General features: G+C 44.1%; 22 protein-coding genes. 17 read left to right on the top strand and 5 right to left on the bottom strand.

All coding sequences use genetic code 11. The annotated features are described in order from the left end of the window. Positions 1-82 precede the first annotated feature (82 nt). The 9 genes from AC4EHJ_RS04510 (at position 83) to AC4EHJ_RS04470 (ending at position 6,559) form a co-directional block, all read left to right on the top strand. Positions 83-430: an ArsR/SmtB family transcription factor gene (locus AC4EHJ_RS04510; RefSeq protein WP_490975615.1), complete on the top strand. Its 348-nt coding sequence runs from the start codon at positions 83-85 to the stop codon at positions 428-430. 28 nt (positions 431-458) lie between these two features. After that, positions 459-878: an arsenate reductase (thioredoxin) gene (arsC, locus tag AC4EHJ_RS04505; RefSeq protein WP_490974390.1), complete on the top strand. Its 420-nt coding sequence runs from the start codon at positions 459-461 to the stop codon at positions 876-878. 53 nt (positions 879-931) lie between these two features. Then, entirely contained in the window at positions 932-1,291 is a 360-nt protein-coding gene (arsD, locus tag AC4EHJ_RS04500) for an arsenite efflux transporter metallochaperone ArsD (protein ID WP_490974389.1), read from the top strand. Between the two features lie 11 nt (positions 1,292-1,302). After that, a complete protein-coding gene (arsA, locus tag AC4EHJ_RS04495) occupies positions 1,303-3,072 on the top strand; it encodes an arsenical pump-driving ATPase (protein ID WP_490974388.1) in 1,770 nt (589 codons plus the stop codon). Between the two features lie 30 nt (positions 3,073-3,102). Continuing rightward, on the top strand, positions 3,103-3,531 hold the full coding sequence (locus AC4EHJ_RS04490; RefSeq protein WP_490974387.1) for a protein-tyrosine phosphatase family protein: 429 nt from the start codon (positions 3,103-3,105) through the stop codon (positions 3,529-3,531). A 21-nt stretch (positions 3,532-3,552) separates the two neighbouring features. Beyond that, on the top strand, positions 3,553-3,834 hold the full coding sequence (locus tag AC4EHJ_RS04485; protein WP_490974386.1) for a HesB/IscA family protein: 282 nt from the start codon (positions 3,553-3,555) through the stop codon (positions 3,832-3,834). Positions 3,835-4,003: 169 nt separating this feature from the next. Next, a complete protein-coding gene (locus tag AC4EHJ_RS04480) occupies positions 4,004-4,450 on the top strand; it encodes a MarR family winged helix-turn-helix transcriptional regulator (RefSeq protein ID WP_490974385.1) in 447 nt (148 codons plus the stop codon). 62 nt (positions 4,451-4,512) lie between these two features. Then, positions 4,513-5,853: an NAD(P)-binding domain-containing protein gene (locus AC4EHJ_RS04475; RefSeq protein WP_490974384.1), complete on the top strand. Its 1,341-nt coding sequence runs from the start codon at positions 4,513-4,515 to the stop codon at positions 5,851-5,853. A gap of 316 nt (positions 5,854-6,169) precedes the next feature. After that, complete coding sequence (locus AC4EHJ_RS04470; protein WP_490974383.1) at positions 6,170-6,559, top strand: DUF4181 domain-containing protein; 390 nt, start codon at positions 6,170-6,172, stop codon at positions 6,557-6,559. Positions 6,560-6,578: 19 nt separating this feature from the next. On the opposite strand, the gene AC4EHJ_RS04465 is transcribed toward AC4EHJ_RS04470, so the two are convergent. Further along, complete coding sequence (locus AC4EHJ_RS04465; protein WP_490974382.1) at positions 6,579-7,763, bottom strand: MFS transporter; 1,185 nt, start codon at positions 7,761-7,763, stop codon at positions 6,579-6,581. Positions 7,764-7,878: 115 nt separating this feature from the next. Between AC4EHJ_RS04465 and AC4EHJ_RS04460 the strand changes: the two genes are divergently transcribed. The 6 genes from AC4EHJ_RS04460 (at position 7,879) to AC4EHJ_RS04435 (ending at position 12,881) form a co-directional block, all read left to right on the top strand. After that, entirely contained in the window at positions 7,879-8,709 is an 831-nt protein-coding gene (locus AC4EHJ_RS04460) for an MBL fold metallo-hydrolase (protein WP_490975614.1), read from the top strand. A 148-nt stretch (positions 8,710-8,857) separates the two neighbouring features. Continuing rightward, a complete protein-coding gene (locus AC4EHJ_RS04455) occupies positions 8,858-9,214 on the top strand; it encodes a hypothetical protein (RefSeq protein WP_490974381.1) in 357 nt (118 codons plus the stop codon). Positions 9,215-9,233: 19 nt separating this feature from the next. Beyond that, positions 9,234-9,827 carry a class I SAM-dependent methyltransferase gene (locus AC4EHJ_RS04450; protein ID WP_490974380.1) on the top strand — a complete coding sequence of 198 codons (594 nt, stop codon included), beginning with the start codon at positions 9,234-9,236 and terminating at the stop codon, positions 9,825-9,827. 580 nt (positions 9,828-10,407) lie between these two features. Next, on the top strand, positions 10,408-11,502 hold the full coding sequence (locus AC4EHJ_RS04445; RefSeq protein ID WP_490974379.1) for a GGDEF domain-containing protein: 1,095 nt from the start codon (positions 10,408-10,410) through the stop codon (positions 11,500-11,502). 324 nt (positions 11,503-11,826) lie between these two features. Next, entirely contained in the window at positions 11,827-12,228 is a 402-nt protein-coding gene (locus AC4EHJ_RS04440; RefSeq protein ID WP_490974378.1) for a YhfM domain-containing protein, read from the top strand. Positions 12,229-12,404: 176 nt separating this feature from the next. Beyond that, positions 12,405-12,881, top strand: coding sequence for a MerR family transcriptional regulator (locus AC4EHJ_RS04435; protein ID WP_490974377.1), 477 nt, complete (start codon positions 12,405-12,407; stop codon positions 12,879-12,881). A gap of 370 nt (positions 12,882-13,251) precedes the next feature. Here the strand turns inward: AC4EHJ_RS04435 and AC4EHJ_RS04430 are convergent, their stop codons facing one another. From AC4EHJ_RS04430 to AC4EHJ_RS04420, 3 genes are all read right to left on the bottom strand, one after another. Continuing rightward, the gene (locus AC4EHJ_RS04430) at positions 13,252-13,557 is read right to left on the bottom strand and encodes a hypothetical protein (protein ID WP_490974376.1); all 306 of its coding nucleotides are present in this window, start codon (positions 13,555-13,557) and stop codon (positions 13,252-13,254) included. 1,234 nt (positions 13,558-14,791) lie between these two features. Next, positions 14,792-15,772 (bottom strand): DMT family transporter, encoded by a 981-nt coding sequence (locus AC4EHJ_RS04425; protein WP_490974375.1) that lies wholly within the window; start codon positions 15,770-15,772, stop codon positions 14,792-14,794. A gap of 93 nt (positions 15,773-15,865) precedes the next feature. After that, positions 15,866-16,429 (bottom strand): prolyl-tRNA synthetase associated domain-containing protein, encoded by a 564-nt coding sequence (locus tag AC4EHJ_RS04420; RefSeq protein ID WP_490974374.1) that lies wholly within the window; start codon positions 16,427-16,429, stop codon positions 15,866-15,868. A gap of 101 nt (positions 16,430-16,530) precedes the next feature. On the opposite strand from AC4EHJ_RS04420, the gene AC4EHJ_RS04415 reads away from it, so the two are divergent. Beyond that, positions 16,531-17,424: a LysR family transcriptional regulator gene (locus tag AC4EHJ_RS04415; protein WP_490974373.1), complete on the top strand. Its 894-nt coding sequence runs from the start codon at positions 16,531-16,533 to the stop codon at positions 17,422-17,424. A gap of 139 nt (positions 17,425-17,563) precedes the next feature. Here the strand turns inward: AC4EHJ_RS04415 and AC4EHJ_RS04410 are convergent, their stop codons facing one another. Next, on the bottom strand, positions 17,564-17,797 hold the full coding sequence (locus tag AC4EHJ_RS04410) for a hypothetical protein (protein WP_490974372.1): 234 nt from the start codon (positions 17,795-17,797) through the stop codon (positions 17,564-17,566). 419 nt (positions 17,798-18,216) lie between these two features. Between AC4EHJ_RS04410 and AC4EHJ_RS04405 the strand changes: the two genes are divergently transcribed. Then, positions 18,217-18,699: a hypothetical protein gene (locus AC4EHJ_RS04405; protein ID WP_490974371.1), complete on the top strand. Its 483-nt coding sequence runs from the start codon at positions 18,217-18,219 to the stop codon at positions 18,697-18,699. Positions 18,700-18,836 lie beyond the last annotated feature (137 nt).

Here is an 18,836-nt window from a genome sequence, read left to right as displayed (position 1 = left end):
GCATATGCTGATATGCTATTAGAGAAAATGGATTTACATTCAACGATTCGAGTAACAGGCAAAGGAGGAAACCGTCATGGCAATGAAAGTAAAAGAACTGGAAATTGAGAAAACAGGCATGGTCCTAAAGTTGCTCGGCGACAAAACACGGTTGTCCATGGTAAAGCTGCTTGAGAACAATGAATGCTGCGTCTGTGAATTCGTCGAAATCTTTCATATCAGCCAATCCGCCATCAGCCAGCATCTCCGCAAACTGCGGGATGTGGGGCTCGTGAAGGAAAACCGGAAAGGCCAGTGGATATTTTATTCATTGAACACTTCCAGTGAAATGTATGAGCTTGTCTTGAACGTCCTGGCATTTGTTCCGGATCAAAACAGCCACCTTAAAGAGCTAGAAAAGCAAGGGCTCCGCATCAATTGCTCGATCTAAAACTACTGACAGAATAGGGGATTTTCAAATGACACAAAAAACATTATATTTTCTATGCACAGGCAATTCATGCCGCAGCCAAATGGCTGAAGGCTGGGGAAAAAAGATTCTTGGCGACGAATGGCGCGTCCTAAGCGCGGGAATTGAAGCGCACGGCTTGAACCCGAACGCAGTTAAAGCGATGAAAGAAGTAGGAATCGATATTTCAAACCAGACATCCGATGTTATCGACACGGACATCTTGAACAATGCGGATTTCGTTGTCACTTTATGCGGCGACGCAGCAGACAAATGCCCGATGACGCCGCCGCACGTGAAACGCGATCATTGGGGCTTTGAAGATCCTGCGAAAGCGCAAGGGACGGACGAAGAAAAATGGGCCGTGTTCCAGCGCGTACGCGACGACATCGGTGCACGCATTCAGAAATTCGCTGACACCGGCGAATAAATTAGCAAATAACCTTAAGTCATGGACATCCTAAGATGAAAGAAGTGGCAATGATGAACAAAATAGAAATTTACGACCCCGCGATGTGCTGCTCGACAGGCGTCTGCGGACCAAGTGTGGACCCTGAATTGACGCGGTTGGCATCAGCTGTTTATTCACTCGAAAAAAAAGGCTTTGACATCAAGCGTTTCAATTTAGCGAACGAACCGGCTGCATTTGTCGAAAACGCATTAGTCAACCAGGCCTTGTCCGATAAAGGGCCGGAAGCGCTGCCAATGGTGCTGTTGAACGGCGAAATCGTCAAAGTCGCATCTTATCCGACAAATGATGAATTCTCGCAATGGTTCGGCATGACGCCCGAGCAATTGCAGGAAAAACCGAAAGTGAAACAATCCATTAAGTTTTCAATCTAAGGAGGAGTTTCATGTATCCGTTATTCAATCCGAAAAATGTTGAACTCACTCCTTTCCTGTTTTTTACCGGCAAAGGAGGCGTCGGCAAAACGTCCGTCGCCTGTGCCACCGCTATCGCACTCGCTGACCGGGGAAAAAAGGTACTGTTGGTCAGCACTGATCCTGCTTCGAACCTGCAGGATGTACTAAGTGTGGAATTGACGGGCGAACCCGTCGAAATCTCAGCGATTGCAAATTTGTCGGCAGCAAATATCGATCCGGAAGCTGCCGCGAAAAGCTACCGTGAAAAAACGGTCGGCCCGTACCGCGGCAAATTGCCGGATGCCGTGATTGCGACAATGGAAGAGCAATTGTCAGGTGCTTGTACGGTGGAAATTGCAGCGTTTGACGAATTTTCAAGTCTGCTGTCAGATGAAGCGGTGCTCGAACAATACGACCATGTCGTATTCGATACGGCACCTACCGGACACACACTCCGGCTGCTTCAATTGCCGTCAGCGTGGAGCGGTTTTCTGGAAACCAGCACACACGGCGCATCTTGCCTCGGACCGCTTGCCGGACTGGAAGGCAAAAAAGAAATGTATGCAAAAGCGGTTGCCGCCTTATCGGATTTCAACAAGGCGACATTGCTGCTTGTAGCAAGGCCAGATAGTTCTTCTTTAAATGAAGCAGCCCGTGCTGCCCATGAATTGAAAGAAATCGGCATCCAAAACCAGCTCTTGATCGTCAACGGTGTTCTCCAAACACGGCATCCGGAAGACGCTGTTTCCAGCGCGTTCTTTGACCGCCAGCGGCGCGCAATGAAAGATGCGCCGCCCGCTTTAAAGCAAGTTATGACGTATGCATTGCCATTCGTGGCGTATTCGTTGACCGGAGCCGACAACCTGCGCCACTTATTCAGCTTTTACAGCATTACAACAGCCGCAGAATCGAATACTGCAGAAACGGCAGAAATGCCCGGACTGGACCGGGTCATCGCTGATTTCGAAGCCAATAATACCCGCGTCATCTTCACGATGGGCAAAGGCGGAGTTGGGAAAACGACGGTGGCGTCCGCCATTGCCGTTGGACTTGCCGAAAAAGGGCATCGCGTCCATTTGACGACAACCGATCCAGCCGCCCATTTGGGGTATACGTTCGGCAGTGGACAAGGCAATGAGCGCTTGTCCATCAGCAGCATTGATCCTACGGTGGAAGTCGCCAATTACAAAGCGGAAGTTCTAAAAAATGCCGGTGACGGTTTGACTGAAGAAGAGCTTGCTTATCTGAAAGAAGACATGGAATCACCCTGCACCGAAGAAATTGCTTTGTTCAAGGCGTTTGCCACAGTCGTCGACAAAGCGGACGACGAAATCGTCGTTATCGACACAGCGCCGACCGGGCACACCTTGTTATTGCTTGATTCAACCGAAGCGTACCACAAGGAAATGAGCCGTTCGGCAGGAGATGTGCCGGACAGCGTAAAAAAACTGCTGCCGCGGCTGCGCAACCCGCAGGAAACAGGCGTCGTCATCGTCACATTAGCAGAAGCCACGCCGGTTCTCGAAGCGGCACGCTTGCAGGAAGATTTAAAACGGGCGCAGATCGATCCGAAATGGTGGATTATCAACCAAAGTCTTTACGCCGCGAAAACCGAAGATCCGGTGTTAAGGGGGCGTGCAGCGTCTGAAAAGCAATGGATTCACAAAGTGGTGGATGAGCTAGCAGCCAAGTACGCTGTGATTCCATGGCTCGCTGAAGAAAAAATCGGCTATGATAAACTTAAGGAATTCAGCAACTAAAAACTTTAGAATCGAAAGGCGGAGTGGACAATGGATAAAGCGTATCAGGAATTAATCAAAGACAAGATTTATATCGGTGGAGCTGCCGACGCACAAGCTGCGGCTGATAACGAAAAAGTGGATGTCGTCATCGATTTGCGGGCGGAAGCTACGGAAGAAGAAGTCGATTATAATCGAATCGTGAGCCCTATTGTTGAAGACTCAACAGAACATCAGGACGAGTCCATTAAAAAAGCGATTGACCAAGTCAAAAAAGCCTATGACAACGGCCAAAAAGTTTATTTCCACTGCGGCGGCGGAAGCAACCGTGCAGGAACTGTGGCAATCGGCACCCTGCTGGCACTCGGAAAAGCAGATACCATTGAACAAGCGGAAAAAGATGCAACAGCTGTCCGTTCAAAAATCAACGTGAGACCTGAATTCAAAGAATCTTTGAAACGGATTTTCCCAGAAGCCTAAACGTTTAAGGAGAGATGGACGATGATCATTACAGACGAAGCAAAAAAATACATTGAGACAGTCCTCGAAGACAATAAAGCGGAAGGGATCCGCATGTACGCGGTCGAAGGCGGCTGCTGCGGCCCTTCAATCGGCTTATCGCTGGAGGCGCCGGAAACAGCGGACCAAGTTTCCGAAATCAACGGCATCAAAATCGCGATCGCCCCACAGGCCCTGTCAGCAACAGAAGATATGACTTTGGATTTTGAAACAACAGGCGGCCAATCCGGCCTGACAATGGTCGGCGCACCCGGTTGCTGTTAAGAACAATAGAAGAATAAGGATTAGCCAGTTGCTGCATATACGCCGCAACTGGCTAATTTTTTTGAATTGAATCCTAGCTGAACTGAATAACTCTATAATAGTTCAACACATATAAATAATATTTGCAAAGTGCAAGTAATAAATGTACAATATATCTGAGGTGAACGACATGGAAACGAAAAGAGAATTGTTCCAGACGATGGTTAAGCGTTTTGGGCTAATGAACCGCAATTGCTGCGAAGTTGGAAGCTTAGACATTACCATGGTCCAAAGCCAGATCCTTTACGAAATCAGCAAACGCGGCAATGCGCCAATGCAGGAAGTGGCTGATGCGCTGGGTACGGATATTTCAACATTCAGCCGTCAGATCCAGAACGGGATCAAATTGGATTTAATAAAGAAATCGCCCTCTGAAGCGGATAAGCGCATTTACCTTTTATCGCTGACCGAACATGGAAATAAAGTGGCGCAAGAAATCCAAAAGGAAATAGAATCCCATTTAGATGAAATATTTTCACATATGAACGAGTTTGAAAAAGAAACCGTACTGCGTTCGATGGCCCTGCTGAATGGGGCAATGGCTAAATCGAGTGTCTGCTGCAAACCGATTTTTTGAGCTGAATAAATACTTGCGAAATGCAAGTATAAACAGTTGGTAAATTAAAGGAGGTAAAAAACATGTCCAATTTAAAAAATTGCTGTAGTCCTGCTGTGTCAAAAACTTCAATCCATTTCACGTTGCCGAAAAAAGACAATAAATCATTGCCTGTAGCGATCATCGGAGGAGGTCCTGTAGGGTTAGCGGCAGCCGCGCATCTGGTGAAAGCGGGTGAAACGTTCATCCTGTTGGAAGCGGGTCCATCAATTGCGCATCATGTATTGCAGTGGGGGCACGTTCGATTGTTTTCGCCTTGGCGTTATAATATAGACAAAGCGGCAAAGGAATTGCTGGATCGGAGCGGATGGTCCTCACCCAAAAATGATGAGCTTCCTACCGGGAAAGAACTGGCAGACAGCTATTTACTTCCCCTTTCGAACGTGCCTGAAATCGCTCCATCCATCTGGACCGATGCGAAAGTGGTCGGCATCAGCAAAAAAGGACAAGATAAAATGAAGACGGCCAACCGGGAAACGCTGCCGTTCATCCTTTACATTGAAAATGCCCAAGGGCAGCCGCGCCGAATTGAAGCGAAAGCCGTGATTGATGCAAGCGGCACTTGGGGCCAGCCCAATCCGCTCAATGCTTCCGGTTTATGGACCCGCCAGGAAAAAGCACTTCACGAACGAATTTATTACGGCATAGCGGATGTCAAGGGACCGAATCGACATCAATACGCTGGAAAACACATTGCGGTTGCTGGAGGCGGCCATTCAGCGATCAACACCATTTTGGAGCTGACGGAACTTGATGATGTAAAAATCAGTTGGATTTTGCGTAAGAACAAAGTCCAACAAGTTTACGGCGGAGAAGAAAAAGACGCATTAGAAGCACGCGGTGAGCTCGGTTTGCGTATCCATGAGCTGGTGGATTCCGGTCGCATCAATGTCTACACGCCATTCCATGTTCAGCACGTTGAAATGATGGATAAATCCATTTCGCTTGAAGGCGAGATGAAAGGGCAGCCGTTTGTCCTAAACGGCATTGATTATGTAATCGTCAATGCGGGAAGCCGGCCAAACTTTTCCTTCCTCAGCGAAATCCGCACAAGTATCGACCCGGCGACTGAAAGTGTCGAAGCACTTTCTCCACTGATTGATCCGAATCTCCATAGCTGCGGAACCGTCCGCCCTCATGGAGAAAAAGAATTGCGGCAGCCGGAAAAAGATTTTTATATTGTCGGGATGAAAAGTTACGGCCGTGCGCCGACGTTCTTAATGGCGACCGGCTACGAACAGGTGCGGTCGATTGTCGCGCATTTGACCGGCGACTTTGCGTCCGCTGCAAAAGTCGAACTTGAATTGCCGGAAACTGGGGTATGCAGCACAAATCTCAACAGCGCATCTGCAGCGTGCTGCTGAACGGGGAATTCGGATGACCGTTAATCACGGAGGAAATCTCAATGGGGCATATTTTATCTCTTATTTGAAGCTCTTCATGGCTTAAAAAAGTGCGGCGCGGCATGTGCGGAGAACTTCGCCTTTGACACCTTCTTCAGCAGGGACCCCTTTAAATACGGACCGTCCAATTTGAACGCTCGAAAAGAGCCGCTGCTTCTTTTAAATAACCCATATGCACAGCATCCAGTGAAACCTTCACTGGGTGCTTTTTAGGAGGAAATTTGCTGCCAGAAGAGAATGTATATAGATGGAAGCGATTTCAGAAGGGAGGAATAAGGTGGATCCTAGTACAATAATCGCCATGGCCGTAATATTTGCGCTTTACGTTTTGGCTAGCCAGTTCTATTTAAAGAAAAAGTTAAAAATCAAAGCGGTCACTGTCAGCATATTCCATCAAGACAGGAAATGGTTATTTATCGTTATTGACGCGGCCTTGCTGCTGTTGTTTGTCATCGCGATGATGATCTTGTTTGTCGAAAACGATATAGGCAGTTTTCCCCGTATTGTAGCGACCATACCGCTTTTCGCCTTGTTTTTCCTGCAAGGAATTAACCACGCCATCGAGCAATGGCTGCTGTACCGACAGGAAAAAGCATATTGGCATGAAATCCTGAGTTCTGTTTTGATGCTCTTGCTGTTGGCCGTCATTTGGGCAGGCGAGACCTAAAGTCTACCCATAAACTCAGTCAGCCTGATACAGGAAAGCGCTTCTTCAGGTAAAGGGACGAGGCAAACACCAGCCCAGCCAGCAGCAGGGAAACAATCAGTGCGGCGATTTCTCCCCAGCGGTCTATGGCCACGGTGTAGGCAAGCGGGGACGCGGCTGCCACAAGAAAGCTCGGCACCAGCAACTTGCCGACGAATGTGCCATAGGTTTTATGATCGAACAGCGCCAGCGGCAGCGTACCTCGCGTAATCGTCATTAAGCCATTCCCGGCACCGAATAAAAACGAGAAGATAAAGGCACTTAAAACAAATTCGGCGCTTGCGAGGCCGAACAAGAAACAAATCGGCAGGAGGGCTGAGGCAATAACCGTCAGCGTCAGCGGGTGGATCCGGCTGCCGAACAACACTTCACAGACCCGCGCCAACGATTGGCCGATACCTCGCAGCGTCGATGCCCAAACAGAAATAGCTGCAGCAACCCCGAGACCGGACAATATATTGATCATGTGGGTCGACATACCGGAATTCAGGAAGTTCAGCACCATAAAGATGAACGCGTAGACAGCACCGGCTGCCACCCTTTCTTTGCCTTCGGCGGCCAAAGGTTCCATGGGTAGCAGCTTGCTGTCTCCTTCACTTTGGCTATCGGAAAACTTGTTGTTTGGTATCGCCAAATGGAGCGGGGTAGTCAATAGCGCAAACAGGGCATAGACGGAGAGCGCAGCGCGCCAGCCAATGAATTCTGCCAGAAAAAAGCCGATCGGCCAAAAAACGGTGGAGGCTAGTCCGCCAAGAAGCGTGATTTGAGAGATGGGGCGTTTTGCCCCGGCTCCGGCAATTCGTGCGAGCGAGGCAAATGCTGCGTCGTAAAGTGATAGCCGCATTGCGAGGCCCAGCACAATCCATGCCCCATAATAGCTGGCGAGTGAATAGGAAAGTGCAATGCCGAAACAGCCGATTGCTAGGAGCAAAGAACCCGCAGACATCACGGATCGGCCACCGTACAGATCAATCAGCCGTCCGGTCCAAGGGGAAGTGAGGCCCATGACGGCAAGCGCTACTGAAAATCCGCCGTAGACTTGTGTACCGCTCCAACCCATATCCGCTCCAATCCATGCGCCGAATGCGGCAATGAGGTAATAGGATACGCCCCAACAAACCAGCTGCGACAATCCAAGAAACCATATCGTTTTTCTCGTAATCATGCACTCACCCCCCTAGTAATCGCTATAAGGATAGTATAGGATTCCAAAGCGTTGATTTACATAGCTTGTTTAAAATTTTAATGAAAACAGTTTAATGATTATGAAGAAAAGGATGATGGACTTGGACAATTACATTTGTGCGACGTGCGGCGTGCAATACGCCGCTTCCCAACAAGTACCCGATCATTGCCGGATCTGCAGCGAAGAGCGACAATACGTTAACCCGGCAGGCCAAAAATGGCTGACATTGGAGGACATGCTGGAGCAGGGGAATTACGTGAACTTGATCCATCCGGAAGAAAAGGGCCTCCACAGCATCCATACGACACCTGATTTTGCGATCGGGCAAACGGCGTATCTGATTGAAGGAAAAGCTTTCAATGTGTTGTGGGATTGTGTCACTTACCTGGATCCGGCAACGATTGTGGAAATTAAAGATTTTGGGGGAATAGACGCGATTGCGTTGTCCCATCCGCATTATTATTCAACTCAAATCGAGTGGGCCGAAGCATTTGATGCCAAAATCTATATCCATGAAGACGATAAGCAATGGGTCACACGCCCAAGCGAGCGAATCGAGTTCTGGACCGGGAATTCCGTTGTGCTGGATGCCGATATCACACTTCACCGGACGGGCGGCCATTTCAAAGGAGCTGCAATACTGGAATGGCATGGCGGCAATCATAGCCAAGGTGTGCTGCTGACGGGCGACATCGTGCGGGTCGCCGCTGACCGCAATTGGCTAACGTTCATGTACAGCTATCCGAACTTTTTGCCGTTGCCAGCTGCCACCGTCTCACGCATGGCGGGAAGGCTGCAGGAAATGAAATTCGATCGCATTTATGATGCATTCCACCGCATCATAGAGGCTGGAGCGGCTGAAAAAGCCCAGCAATCGGCTAAGCGTTATGTCGCGGCATTGAACGGGGAATTGTTCGACACTTAACGATCCGTAAGGGACAATTCCGCAGATTTCAGTGGGACAAGGCTTTTTGCAGGAATTGGGCTGGAAAATAGCGTATCTTAGAGATAACAAGCGCTTTGCAGCCCAAGCTACATAGTAGAATTTAACAAAGAAACAGGGGAGATTGTCAATGGACATGCCAAAGGAAACTGAACTGGCCGCGCTTTTTGAAGCGTCGCCGAAACGCAGCGATGAGCTGACGGAATTTTACTACGACACCTCGACATTCATTGCCGAAAATGAAAGACAGTCAATCATGGTCGTCGTGTCTCCGTTTTACAATGAATTCACATTGATCGTTACTGAAAAAGAAGACCAAGAAGCCGTTTCGACCATAAAATTGCGATCGGTTGAGAAAATGGAAATTGTAGACGATGGGCCTGCATCATTGCGGATTGTCCATGCGATATCGGAAAGCTATTACAATACAATTGAAATCACATTGAAACCAAAGTTCAAAATGGCATTGCACGAACATTACCAGTGAACCGGAAAGGCGGTCGGAAATGGGAAATCTATCTCCGAAACTTTACGATATCGCAATGAAACCATTTGAACGGAGCCGATTTTACCAGATCCGTAAAACCATTGCGGGCAACGCGCAAGGAACGGTGCTTGAAATCGGCTCTGGCACCGGCATCAACTTTCCATTCTACCGAAAAGCGGATTCGGTCGCTGCAATCGAGCCGGACGAAGCGATGCGGAAGCGGTCTCAACTACGCGCAGCGACGGCAAAAGTACCAATCCGGACATACACGGCTAAAGCTGAAGCATTGCCATTTGGGGATGATATTTTTGACTCGGTGGTAGCGACATTGGTATTCTGCACGATTCCCGAACCCGATAAAGCATTGCTTGAAATCCGGCGCTGCGCCAAAAAGAACGCAACGCTTTATTTTTTCGAACATGTCCGGATGGACCAACTGCCTTTAGGGACCATACAAGATGCCCTGACACCGCTGTGGCAGAAAGTTGCTGGCGGCTGCCATCTCAATAGGGATACGTTAAAGTTGATTCGCCAATCGGGAGTGAAAGTGATCGAAGTGAAATCGATGTACAATGGGCTGTTTTTAGCCATAACGTGTATTAATGACAAATAAGGCCATTTAGCTCAGTGAAGTTGAACTGAAGACGATAAAAAGGACGTTCAAAGGGATAAGTACCCTTTGAACGTCCTTTTTTGGTTGTCCTGTATTTTCGCAGTGAGCAAGGTCTATGCTACTGGGAAAACCGCGGTTAGCATTTCTCTTTCAAAGCGTATTTCCACACAGTTTTTGCCATCTAATTTCTAATATTACTATCTGTAAAATAAAAGATACTATATAATTAATCGATATGCAGCTAAAAGTTACTAATATTAGCCATTCCTGTATACCATAAGAAATTTAATGGAAGACCGAAGCTTGAATCTTTCAAGGCCTGGCAGAACGTTTGATATCTCCTTATACATTAAGGACTTAACAGAATTCGGATGGGAAGACATGAAGTTGAAAGTGGGAGATTACGAAGACAACTCTTTGCATTTCTACTGCGCAGTGATTGAAGCCGCATCGGTCAGCGAAAGGCCAGAGCGCCGGACAGTTAATCAGTGTAATACATAAAAAGATTCGTCTATTAATATTATTGTGATCCAATCAAGACCGCAACTTGAACAAGACTTACTGCATGGGAGTTGTACTGATGACTGCTTTACTTTTTTTCTTTCTTGAAAACATGGCGCTGATTATCGCGCTCATGTACCTAGGTTTAAAAACGAAAGAGACCTTATTCCTCGATTGGACAAATCCTGTCAGACAGCGATGGGCCATCTCCATTTTTATCGGCTTCCTGACATTTTCAATTATGTATAATCCATTTATGTATGAAGGGATGCGCTTAGATCTGAGAGAAGTTCCGCTATTCTTCATTTCATATGTGGGCGGTTGGCAAGCGGGGTTGTTGTCAGCTGTGCTGCCGGCATTCTACCGCGGATACATGGGTGGGCCAACTATGGTGATCGGTATCATCCAATCGATCTTCCTGCCAATTCTAATCGGTGGCCTTTTCCATGACAGAAAACCGACTAATCAGTTTTTCGTCATCCTCAACATCAGAAGGATGATGTACGCATTTATCATTTTTGAAGTGATAAAATCTTTCTGGATGTACGCCGCGACCCCAGCAACAATCGTTGTCATTTTTGGCATGGTGTTTTTCGCAACGATTGCGGTGTTGGCAATGGCCATAATCGTGAATAGTGAAAACCGCAATCTAGTCTTGCGGAAAGAATTGGAATTCTACTCCAACCAAGACCCGATGACACATTTGCCGAACATCCGCTATTTTAAAAACCATGTCGGCAAGTTAATCGATAATGGGACACCAATGGCGATTATCATGTTGGATGTCGACTATTTCAAAGTCTATAACGATACCCACGGCCACCAAAAAGGCGACGCTGTACTGCGCTCCATCGCACAAATCCTTAAAGACTCGACGCGAAAAGAGGATTTTGTCGCACGCTACGGAGGAGAAGAATTCATCATATGCTTGAACAATCCAAACAATACTCAGGAAGCGACGCTGATGGTAGAACGAATCCGACAAAACGTCGAAGCTTATAAATTTGAAGGGGAGGCCAAGCAGCCGGAAGGGACATTGACAGTCTCAATTGGCATAAGCTTCCCTGATAGCCAAAAAAGCTTAGAAGACATGATCGAAGAAGCCGATCAAGCGCTGTACCAATCCAAACGTGAAGGCCGCAACCGCGTTACCTTATTTAAAGCAAGCGCATGATCAAATTAAAGAAACACTCTGGTGCATTTTTGCCAGAGTGTTTTTATGTGGAGTGGTTTTAGAGTTAGTAAAAGCGTTCGTATAAGTATATGCATTTAGATGAACGTTCGTAATGTGTTTTGGTGCATTTGCGAACGCTCTTTTTGGCATTTTTTAATTGTTTTATAACTGTTCGAAAAAGTGTACTTTTACGAACGGATAATAGTTATTAATAACGCGTATACACACTAAAAATATTAATTGAAAATTAGAAATATATGTTAAAATCAACTTACTATCTGATACGGTTTTGTGAGTAGTTGGATATTAGAAAGAAGGAATTTGATGAAAAGAAAGATTTTAATTTTTATTGGAATAGCTATAGTGTTTATGAGTTGTTACGCAATACTTTCTAACGGGTTTTATAATATCAATAGTATTGAAGTGCAAAGTTTTGATAGAGAAACACATGAGCTTATTGAAGAAAAAGTTATAACAGATATTCCTACAATAAAGAATTTTACGAGAATACTTAATAGAGCAAGCCGAGATAATAATGTTGGCTATGAAATGTCGAGAGAAGAAGATTATAGAATTACTGTTTTGTATGAAAACGGTGAAACTGATGAATTTTTGGTATGGTATCAAACAAGTGGAACATTTTTTATACCTAGAACAACAGCAAACGATGTTTTTAGAATAGAAAATAAAAGACATATAAAAGACTTTCTCGAAATACTAGAATAAATACTAGGTTTACATATCCAGAATTATCGGCAGTTACATAAAAGAAGATAACTGGAGAAGGTGCGCCCTGTGCATCTTCTTTTTTATTTTTCTAGCCACCTTTTCCTGAAAAAAGAAGATGCAGGATTGATTGGACTCTTATAACATGAAGAAAACGAAAAGGAGGCGAATGTTCGGTGTTGACTCCAAGTGAAGTAAGCGTGAAATTAAAGAGCCAGCCCTCCACGTTACGAAAATATTCGGCCCTGTTGGAACAGGAAGGCATCCAGTTTCAACGAACCCATAAAAATGCCCGTCTTTACACGGATAGCGAGTACATAGCGATTGAAAGCATCATAGCGGCAGTGCATAGCGGTAAGAAATCGCTTGAAGATGCTGTCGTAGAAGCATCTGTGGTATTAAAAAGGGGCGTCTCTGTAGCGCCACGCGAGCGCGATAGCGACGACATAGCAGCTGCTAGGCTAAATGAAGTAAAACAGCTGAAAATCCAGCTGCAGCAACAAGAGGAGCGTCAAAAAGAACGGGATATCATGTTTGTAGAAGTCCTGGAGAAAATGCAGCAGAAGATCGATCGGATGGAAGCGCAACAGAAACAATTACTTGCACCAGTACCGGAAGAATCCGAAGTAGATACGCCAGAATCGTCCTCATAGCAGCCAGAAGGCAAACCTGAAACGGTCACACCTAAAAAAGACACCCGAGGTTTATGGGCAAGGCTCTGGAACAAATGAAGGGTACTATTTCAGCGAAAACGAATGTAACTTAAGTGCAGTTAAGTTACATTCAGAATAAAATTTTAAGTAAAAAAGCATTGAGGAAGTGAGTGTACGGTAAATTTGGTTATCAACTTTGAGTTAGATTCGTTACTGCAATTGGAAAAACAACTTTTTCCGATGTGTATACAGCTTGGCTAAACTTTTGCATATGTGCATTTAGCAATGGGTACATAAAACGTGTACACACAAAAAGAAGCCCATTACAGATTACAGGTCGCCTGTGTTTCCAACATTCATTTTTAGCGGATCAAAACGACATACGCCCAAGAACGCTAATCACCGGATAGCTCGTCATGCCGAGAAACACCAATACAAGCGCAAACCCAATCCAAAACGATTTCGCCGTCATCCGTGACCGATTCAGAAATAAGACCACCAACCAAATCGGTAACGCTATCAGAATGTGAAACCCACACAGAGCCATCGCAATATCCGTAAACATCCAATGTGGGTTGTCGTCATGTAATCTGATAAGTACGTTGTAATCCCAAAAAATCAATCCAGCCAGCAATGCCGCCATCAATCCGTTATAACCCACCCACACGGTTTTCATTCGCCACCCCATTCTTTTTGTATTTCACATTCAGCAATGTACACATGTAAACATGTAAATGCAATAAACAGGACGAATTATCTGATAGTATGTAAACTTTGTTTTAGCTTACTTCCTACTAATTTTGTTCTAAAAGTTCAGAAATGATTTCGTCACTACCAGGCATAAGCACGAATAGCGAGCCCGTAATAAAGAAAGCGCCAAGCACGAACAGCATGATGACCATTTTAGTAGCAATAAAAGGAATATCTTATATCCCTTGGCAGTATTCTTACATTTGGGGAAAGCAAGTTTATTTTTATCTTTGCTGATCTTATTTACATCATTTATTCCGAGACGTTCTGATTCCCAAAACAGTAGAACTGGCCGTTAAATAACGGTAGTCTCTGCATGCCAAATCTTAATCTTAAACTTGAAAAATTTTTCAATGTAAAGCACTTTAATAATAAGATTTGAATGTAACTTAATGTGAATTAAGTTACATTCAAAAAGTAAGGGGAAAGCATACATCTAGTGGTTAATCTATATCTGATTTTTTGTGTTCCTTGATTTTTTGTTTGTGTAAAAAACATAAATTGCATTTATAATGAACAACACTATTGCAGATGTTAAAAAGCCAAGTATTGCAGGTATATTAGGACCCGTTATTAAGTAGAAAATAGTAGCTAAAACAAACGTAGTAAAGCCAACCATACTAAGTTTCCATCGGGAATTTTCTATTTTCTCCATACTAGTGCTCCCCTTTCTCATGCAAGTAGTAGTTATCTTAAAAATAACTCGATTACTTTTTTCTTCTCACCAAGAAAATTATTAAAATAACTGCGATGATCAGTGCACCAAAAATCCCGATTGTAAATATAGTATCGCCTATGTTTATACTTGATTCATTCATCTCTATTTCGCCCCCTACTTCAAATTGTCTATTGCTACTATACTAATTTATTTCCAGTAAAGTTTCATTTTTTTGAATGTAACATAATACTAAGTAAGTTACATTCAGTTCCTTGATTTCATTGAACTTCGAAGAGTAAGTAGAGAAAGTAAATTCTCAAGAAAAAATGATACATTCAAAAGGCTGTTTAGTCAGGCTTTAAAGCTAGAATTGTGAAGGACAAAGTTTACATATCAGCAGTTATCGGAAGTATCTATAGATATCAAAATACCCCAAGAACCCCTATTAGATGAGGTTGCTGGGGTATTTCAATCATCGTGAAATGAAATTAAAGTGAAGATGTCATGACTGTTTATGAATCGAATGAGTATCGTCACTCTGGTTTGAAGCCAGATTTCTTTTTGCATGATCCATTAATGGATATTTCTTTTTCCATTGTCTTTCGATATAACCGGTTCCAAATAAAACGCCGGCTACAATAAACAAAAATCCGATCAATTGATCAGCTGTAATGGTTTCATTCAGAAAGATAGCCGCGAATAGGAGACCGAAAAAAGGCACAAAGTTATTGAATAAGGCGGTTTGTCCTGCACCGATTTGCTGAATCGCAGCATTGAAAACCATATAGCCTGCCCCTGTAGCCACGATTCCTGACAGAAAAAACAAAACGTAGATAAATAACGGGGCAGAAGCCATTTTGCTGACCCCGGTCGGTTCAGCTAGAAGACTGACAATCAACAACCCAATCGATCCGGCCAGGTACATAATCGTCGTGACCTGTTTTGAATCCAGTGTCGCGGTCGCTTTTTTCACGAAGATGAAACTGATGGCTTGAGCCAACATAGCGCCAAATAAAATCCATTCTCCAAAGGAAAATTGCATGCTGCTGAAAGAACCGCCCTGGATAAAAAAGACGCCAGTTAAGGCCAGGATGAAACCCATACTCCGTAATTTCGTTAAGTGTTCCCTTAAAAAAAGCATGCCAAGTATAGCCGTAGTAATCGGTACTAATGCAAGAATCAAAGAAGCGCTCGAAGCATCAATCATGGTCAACCCGGTTGCCATAAACGAATGGTGCAAGATGACGCCAAACAGCATTCCGAGTAACGTATAAATCCATTCCCTTTTCGATAAACGACGAAGTGATTTTCCGAGAATGATTACAAGTAATGCTGTAATTCCAGCCAGCATGATCCGGAATGCCGTCATGGTCTGAACAGGCAATTCCTCCACAAGCACTTTGATCATCACAATATTAAGTCCCCAAATAGCCGTGACAGAAAACACCAGCCCATATGTCAGTAATAAATTTTTTTGATGCACTAGCACGCCTCCTTTGAACCTCTCAACGCTAAATTAGGAGAGGTCCAACCAATCAATGTTTTTAAGTTTTAATTCACGGTTCTTTCGTGTATTTTATAATTCAATGATCGTCGGAATGTGCTCCGCATAAGGAAGGAAGTTGTCAATAATATCAATTGTTTTGAGCTTCAGATAGCCAATTGTCGTCCCATCACCGCATCCATACCACTCTTTCGTCACTACATCCCGATCAATGACAACCTGCACTTGTTTATCCGTATCCATCATTACGCTGAATACAGTGGCAGCCCCAATTTTGACACCCAGCATACTTTCCAATAGTTCAGCAGGGGCGAAGGATACGCGTGAGATGCCTAGAGCATTGCTGAAGTTCTTGGATTTGAAAGGCTTCTCGCCATTTGTGATAAGTAGATAGAATGCTGTCTTCTTGCTGTTGCAAAGGAAGAGGGTTTTCACCATTTCCATTTCCAGCTTCCGATTAATTTCCACGCAGTCTTCCATCGAAATCGCTTCGTCTGTCTCCACTCGTTCAAATGCAATCTGTAATTCGTCCAATGATTCATAAGCCCTTTCTTGCAGCAAGGATTTATAGTTAGCTGGTGCCGTGGTCACTACATCACTCACAAAAAACAATGTTTCTTCACCTTCTTTCTTCAAATTGATTTTCTTCTAGTAATAACATAACATGTATTCATACATAACAATAACGAACATTTAGCATGCTATCCATGACGAAAACTGATGAAAGGAGGACGACCATGAATATCCAAAAATACTTGGTATTTGTGAAAGTAGTGGAATTGGGGAGTTTCACGAAAGCTGCTAAAGCTTTGGACTATACGCAGTCAGGAATCAGTCGCATGATTCATGATTTAGAAACGGAATGGAGGGTCTCACTTTTTGAAAGAAGCCGTACGGGTATCAGTTTGACTTCAGATGGAATGAAAATACTTCCACAGGTAAGGCGGATCTGTAACGAACACGAAATATTGTTGGCGCAAATAGATGATCTACATCATATGCAGACCGGAATGATTCGGATTGGGACTTTCTCCAGCGTAGCAAGTCACTGGTTGCCGAACATGATTCGGGCTTTTAAGAAGGACTATCCAAAAATCGAATTTGAATTTTTACTTGGCGATTATACGGAAATTGAAAACTGGATTCTAACAGGTCGTGTGGATTTTGGATTTGTCCGGTTGCCGGTAAAATCAGAACTCGAAACAATTTTTTTGGAGAAAGACGGGTTGCTGGCAGTAGTTCCGGAAAATCATCCGCTTGCTTCTTGTAAAAAATTTCCGATGCAGGACCTACAGAAAAGCCCGTTTATGTTATTGGAAAAAGGAGCCAAGGCAGAAGTGGCTGAAATTTTTGAGAAGCACCAAATTGAACCCCAGATTAGTTTTACAACATGGGATGACTACGCCATCCTGTCGATGGTGGAAAATGGGCTCGGGATCAGCATCTTGCCGGAATTGATTTTGCGGCGTATCCCGCACAAAATTAAAGCAATGGAGCTTGAAGTTCCTGCTTATCGGAATATTGGCCTTGCCATGAGAGAACAAAAGTCACTTTCCTTAGCCACCAAACGATTTTTAAACTATTTATCTTACCGGAATGAAGAAGGAATGGATCGCAGTAGAAGTGATTGAAGGGAGCTCGTTATCAGTTAACATATGAGGGATCATCAGGAGTGTTGCAACTAATATAGAATACATTCTAAAAAGGAAGACCATCAGCTAAATTTTCAGCTGGCGGTCTTCCTTTTACGTTAACCAATCAAGTATAAATTTAGAAAACTATCGTAGAATAGAGCGAGTTGTAAATCACTTCTCCTGCTTCTTTGATTGATTCATAATGCTCGACGGTTCCGGTCTGCAGATAGGTCAATTCAAGGATCTGGGTGTCTGGTATGCATTTTACGAGAAGCCCTTCGGTGTCATCTTTAGAGAAAATTTGGGTAATGCGTACATTGTTGTATTGGTAGATGGTTTCCAGTAGCGTTTGAATATGTTCCTTTTTCATGAGGCATTCTCCTTTCGCTTCGGAAAGTGACTAAGAAAAGTCTAGAGAATCCAAACTTAACCAATTTATTCCAGCATAACACACTGAACTCCTTTAACACTCGAAAGCGAAAAATGATACAGCAATGAAATATTGCAGCGAACTTTCAAAAACTTAGATGAAGTAAGAGGAAATAGAAATTACTTTATTTAATCGTTTTATCTTTCTGTTGGTTTTTAAAAGTGTACTTTTACGAACGGTTTTTAGGGCCCTCTTCAAATTCAACAATCTACCAATAAGTATCAGTTTGAAGTGATAATCTATAATAAAATAAAAAAGTAAAAAAGTTTAGGACTTAGCAGATGTAAAGAAATAGTTTTTTTGATGGACGCTTCTTAAAAGAAAAAAGAGAATGAATTGTATGGGGAGGAAGGGCGAGAATGAAATCCATACGTGTCACAAAGTACAATCCTCAAAACAGGGACGCGAAGGGCCTCTACACCTTAGTGGATGAATGGACCAGTATATCTGATGTCGGGAAGACGTATCAAGGCCAAATTTTTACAATGGAGCAATACCTGGCGACCGAAGAAAAATACATCCGAGCTGTTGAAGTACTCATGCAAAAAACTGGGGTCAATCATCTGAAACTGCTGGATCTGGAAAATCATTCACATGAAACCGCATTAAACTTGTCCGAAGGCAAGACCATTCACATAAGCTTGGTCAGGGAGTTAATTAAGATGATTCTCAGGGAAGAGGTCTGGGGGAGACTGGTTGCCAAAAATCAGTTTGAGGTCCATTTCGGATACGATTACTATATGTATTTTGTGGGCGAAAGCCTGACGGAGGACATTATCGAGGAACTTAGAAAAATCGACGGCTTGTATGTGGAAGATGCGCGATCTCCTCACCTTGATTAATGAAGTATACGTAACAACGCAAAACAACGGATGCTTCAGTGAAACGAATGTAACTTATGTGCAGATAAGTGGAGGTTCAACGGCTCATTCATGTATTGAATGGTGTCATCAAATTTCTTGTCCAAGAAAGCGAGACA

The sequence above is a fragment of the Planococcus sp. TJ-301 genome (genome assembly GCF_058268475.1).
The sequence above is the reverse complement of the archived record's forward strand: the minus strand, read 5'-3'. Positions and strand labels throughout refer to the sequence as shown.

Bases quoted from the DNA above. Each gene is read 5' to 3' on its own strand.
- AC4EHJ_RS04510 (WP_490975615.1), top strand. From the start codon at position 83: ATGAAAGTAAAAGAACTGGAAATTGAGAAAACAGGCATGGTCCTAAAG.
- arsC (WP_490974390.1), top strand. From the start codon at position 459: ATGACACAAAAAACATTATATTTTCTATGCACAGGCAATTCATGCCGC.
- arsD (WP_490974389.1), top strand. From the start codon at position 932: ATGAACAAAATAGAAATTTACGACCCCGCGATGTGCTGCTCGACAGGC.
- arsA (WP_490974388.1), top strand. From the start codon at position 1,303: ATGTATCCGTTATTCAATCCGAAAAATGTTGAACTCACTCCTTTCCTG.
- AC4EHJ_RS04490 (WP_490974387.1), top strand. From the start codon at position 3,103: ATGGATAAAGCGTATCAGGAATTAATCAAAGACAAGATTTATATCGGT.
- AC4EHJ_RS04485 (WP_490974386.1), top strand. From the start codon at position 3,553: ATGATCATTACAGACGAAGCAAAAAAATACATTGAGACAGTCCTCGAA.
- AC4EHJ_RS04480 (WP_490974385.1), top strand. From the start codon at position 4,004: ATGGAAACGAAAAGAGAATTGTTCCAGACGATGGTTAAGCGTTTTGGG.
- AC4EHJ_RS04475 (WP_490974384.1), top strand. From the start codon at position 4,513: ATGTCCAATTTAAAAAATTGCTGTAGTCCTGCTGTGTCAAAAACTTCA.
- AC4EHJ_RS04465 (WP_490974382.1), bottom strand. From the start codon at position 7,763: ATGATTACGAGAAAAACGATATGGTTTCTTGGATTGTCGCAGCTGGTT.
- AC4EHJ_RS04460 (WP_490975614.1), top strand. From the start codon at position 7,879: ATGGACTTGGACAATTACATTTGTGCGACGTGCGGCGTGCAATACGCC.
- AC4EHJ_RS04455 (WP_490974381.1), top strand. From the start codon at position 8,858: ATGGACATGCCAAAGGAAACTGAACTGGCCGCGCTTTTTGAAGCGTCG.
- AC4EHJ_RS04450 (WP_490974380.1), top strand. From the start codon at position 9,234: ATGGGAAATCTATCTCCGAAACTTTACGATATCGCAATGAAACCATTT.
- AC4EHJ_RS04445 (WP_490974379.1), top strand. From the start codon at position 10,408: ATGACTGCTTTACTTTTTTTCTTTCTTGAAAACATGGCGCTGATTATC.
- AC4EHJ_RS04440 (WP_490974378.1), top strand. From the start codon at position 11,827: ATGAAAAGAAAGATTTTAATTTTTATTGGAATAGCTATAGTGTTTATG.
- AC4EHJ_RS04430 (WP_490974376.1), bottom strand. From the start codon at position 13,557: ATGAAAACCGTGTGGGTGGGTTATAACGGATTGATGGCGGCATTGCTG.
- AC4EHJ_RS04415 (WP_490974373.1), top strand. From the start codon at position 16,531: ATGAATATCCAAAAATACTTGGTATTTGTGAAAGTAGTGGAATTGGGG.
- AC4EHJ_RS04410 (WP_490974372.1), bottom strand. From the start codon at position 17,797: ATGAAAAAGGAACATATTCAAACGCTACTGGAAACCATCTACCAATAC.
- AC4EHJ_RS04405 (WP_490974371.1), top strand. From the start codon at position 18,217: ATGAAATCCATACGTGTCACAAAGTACAATCCTCAAAACAGGGACGCG.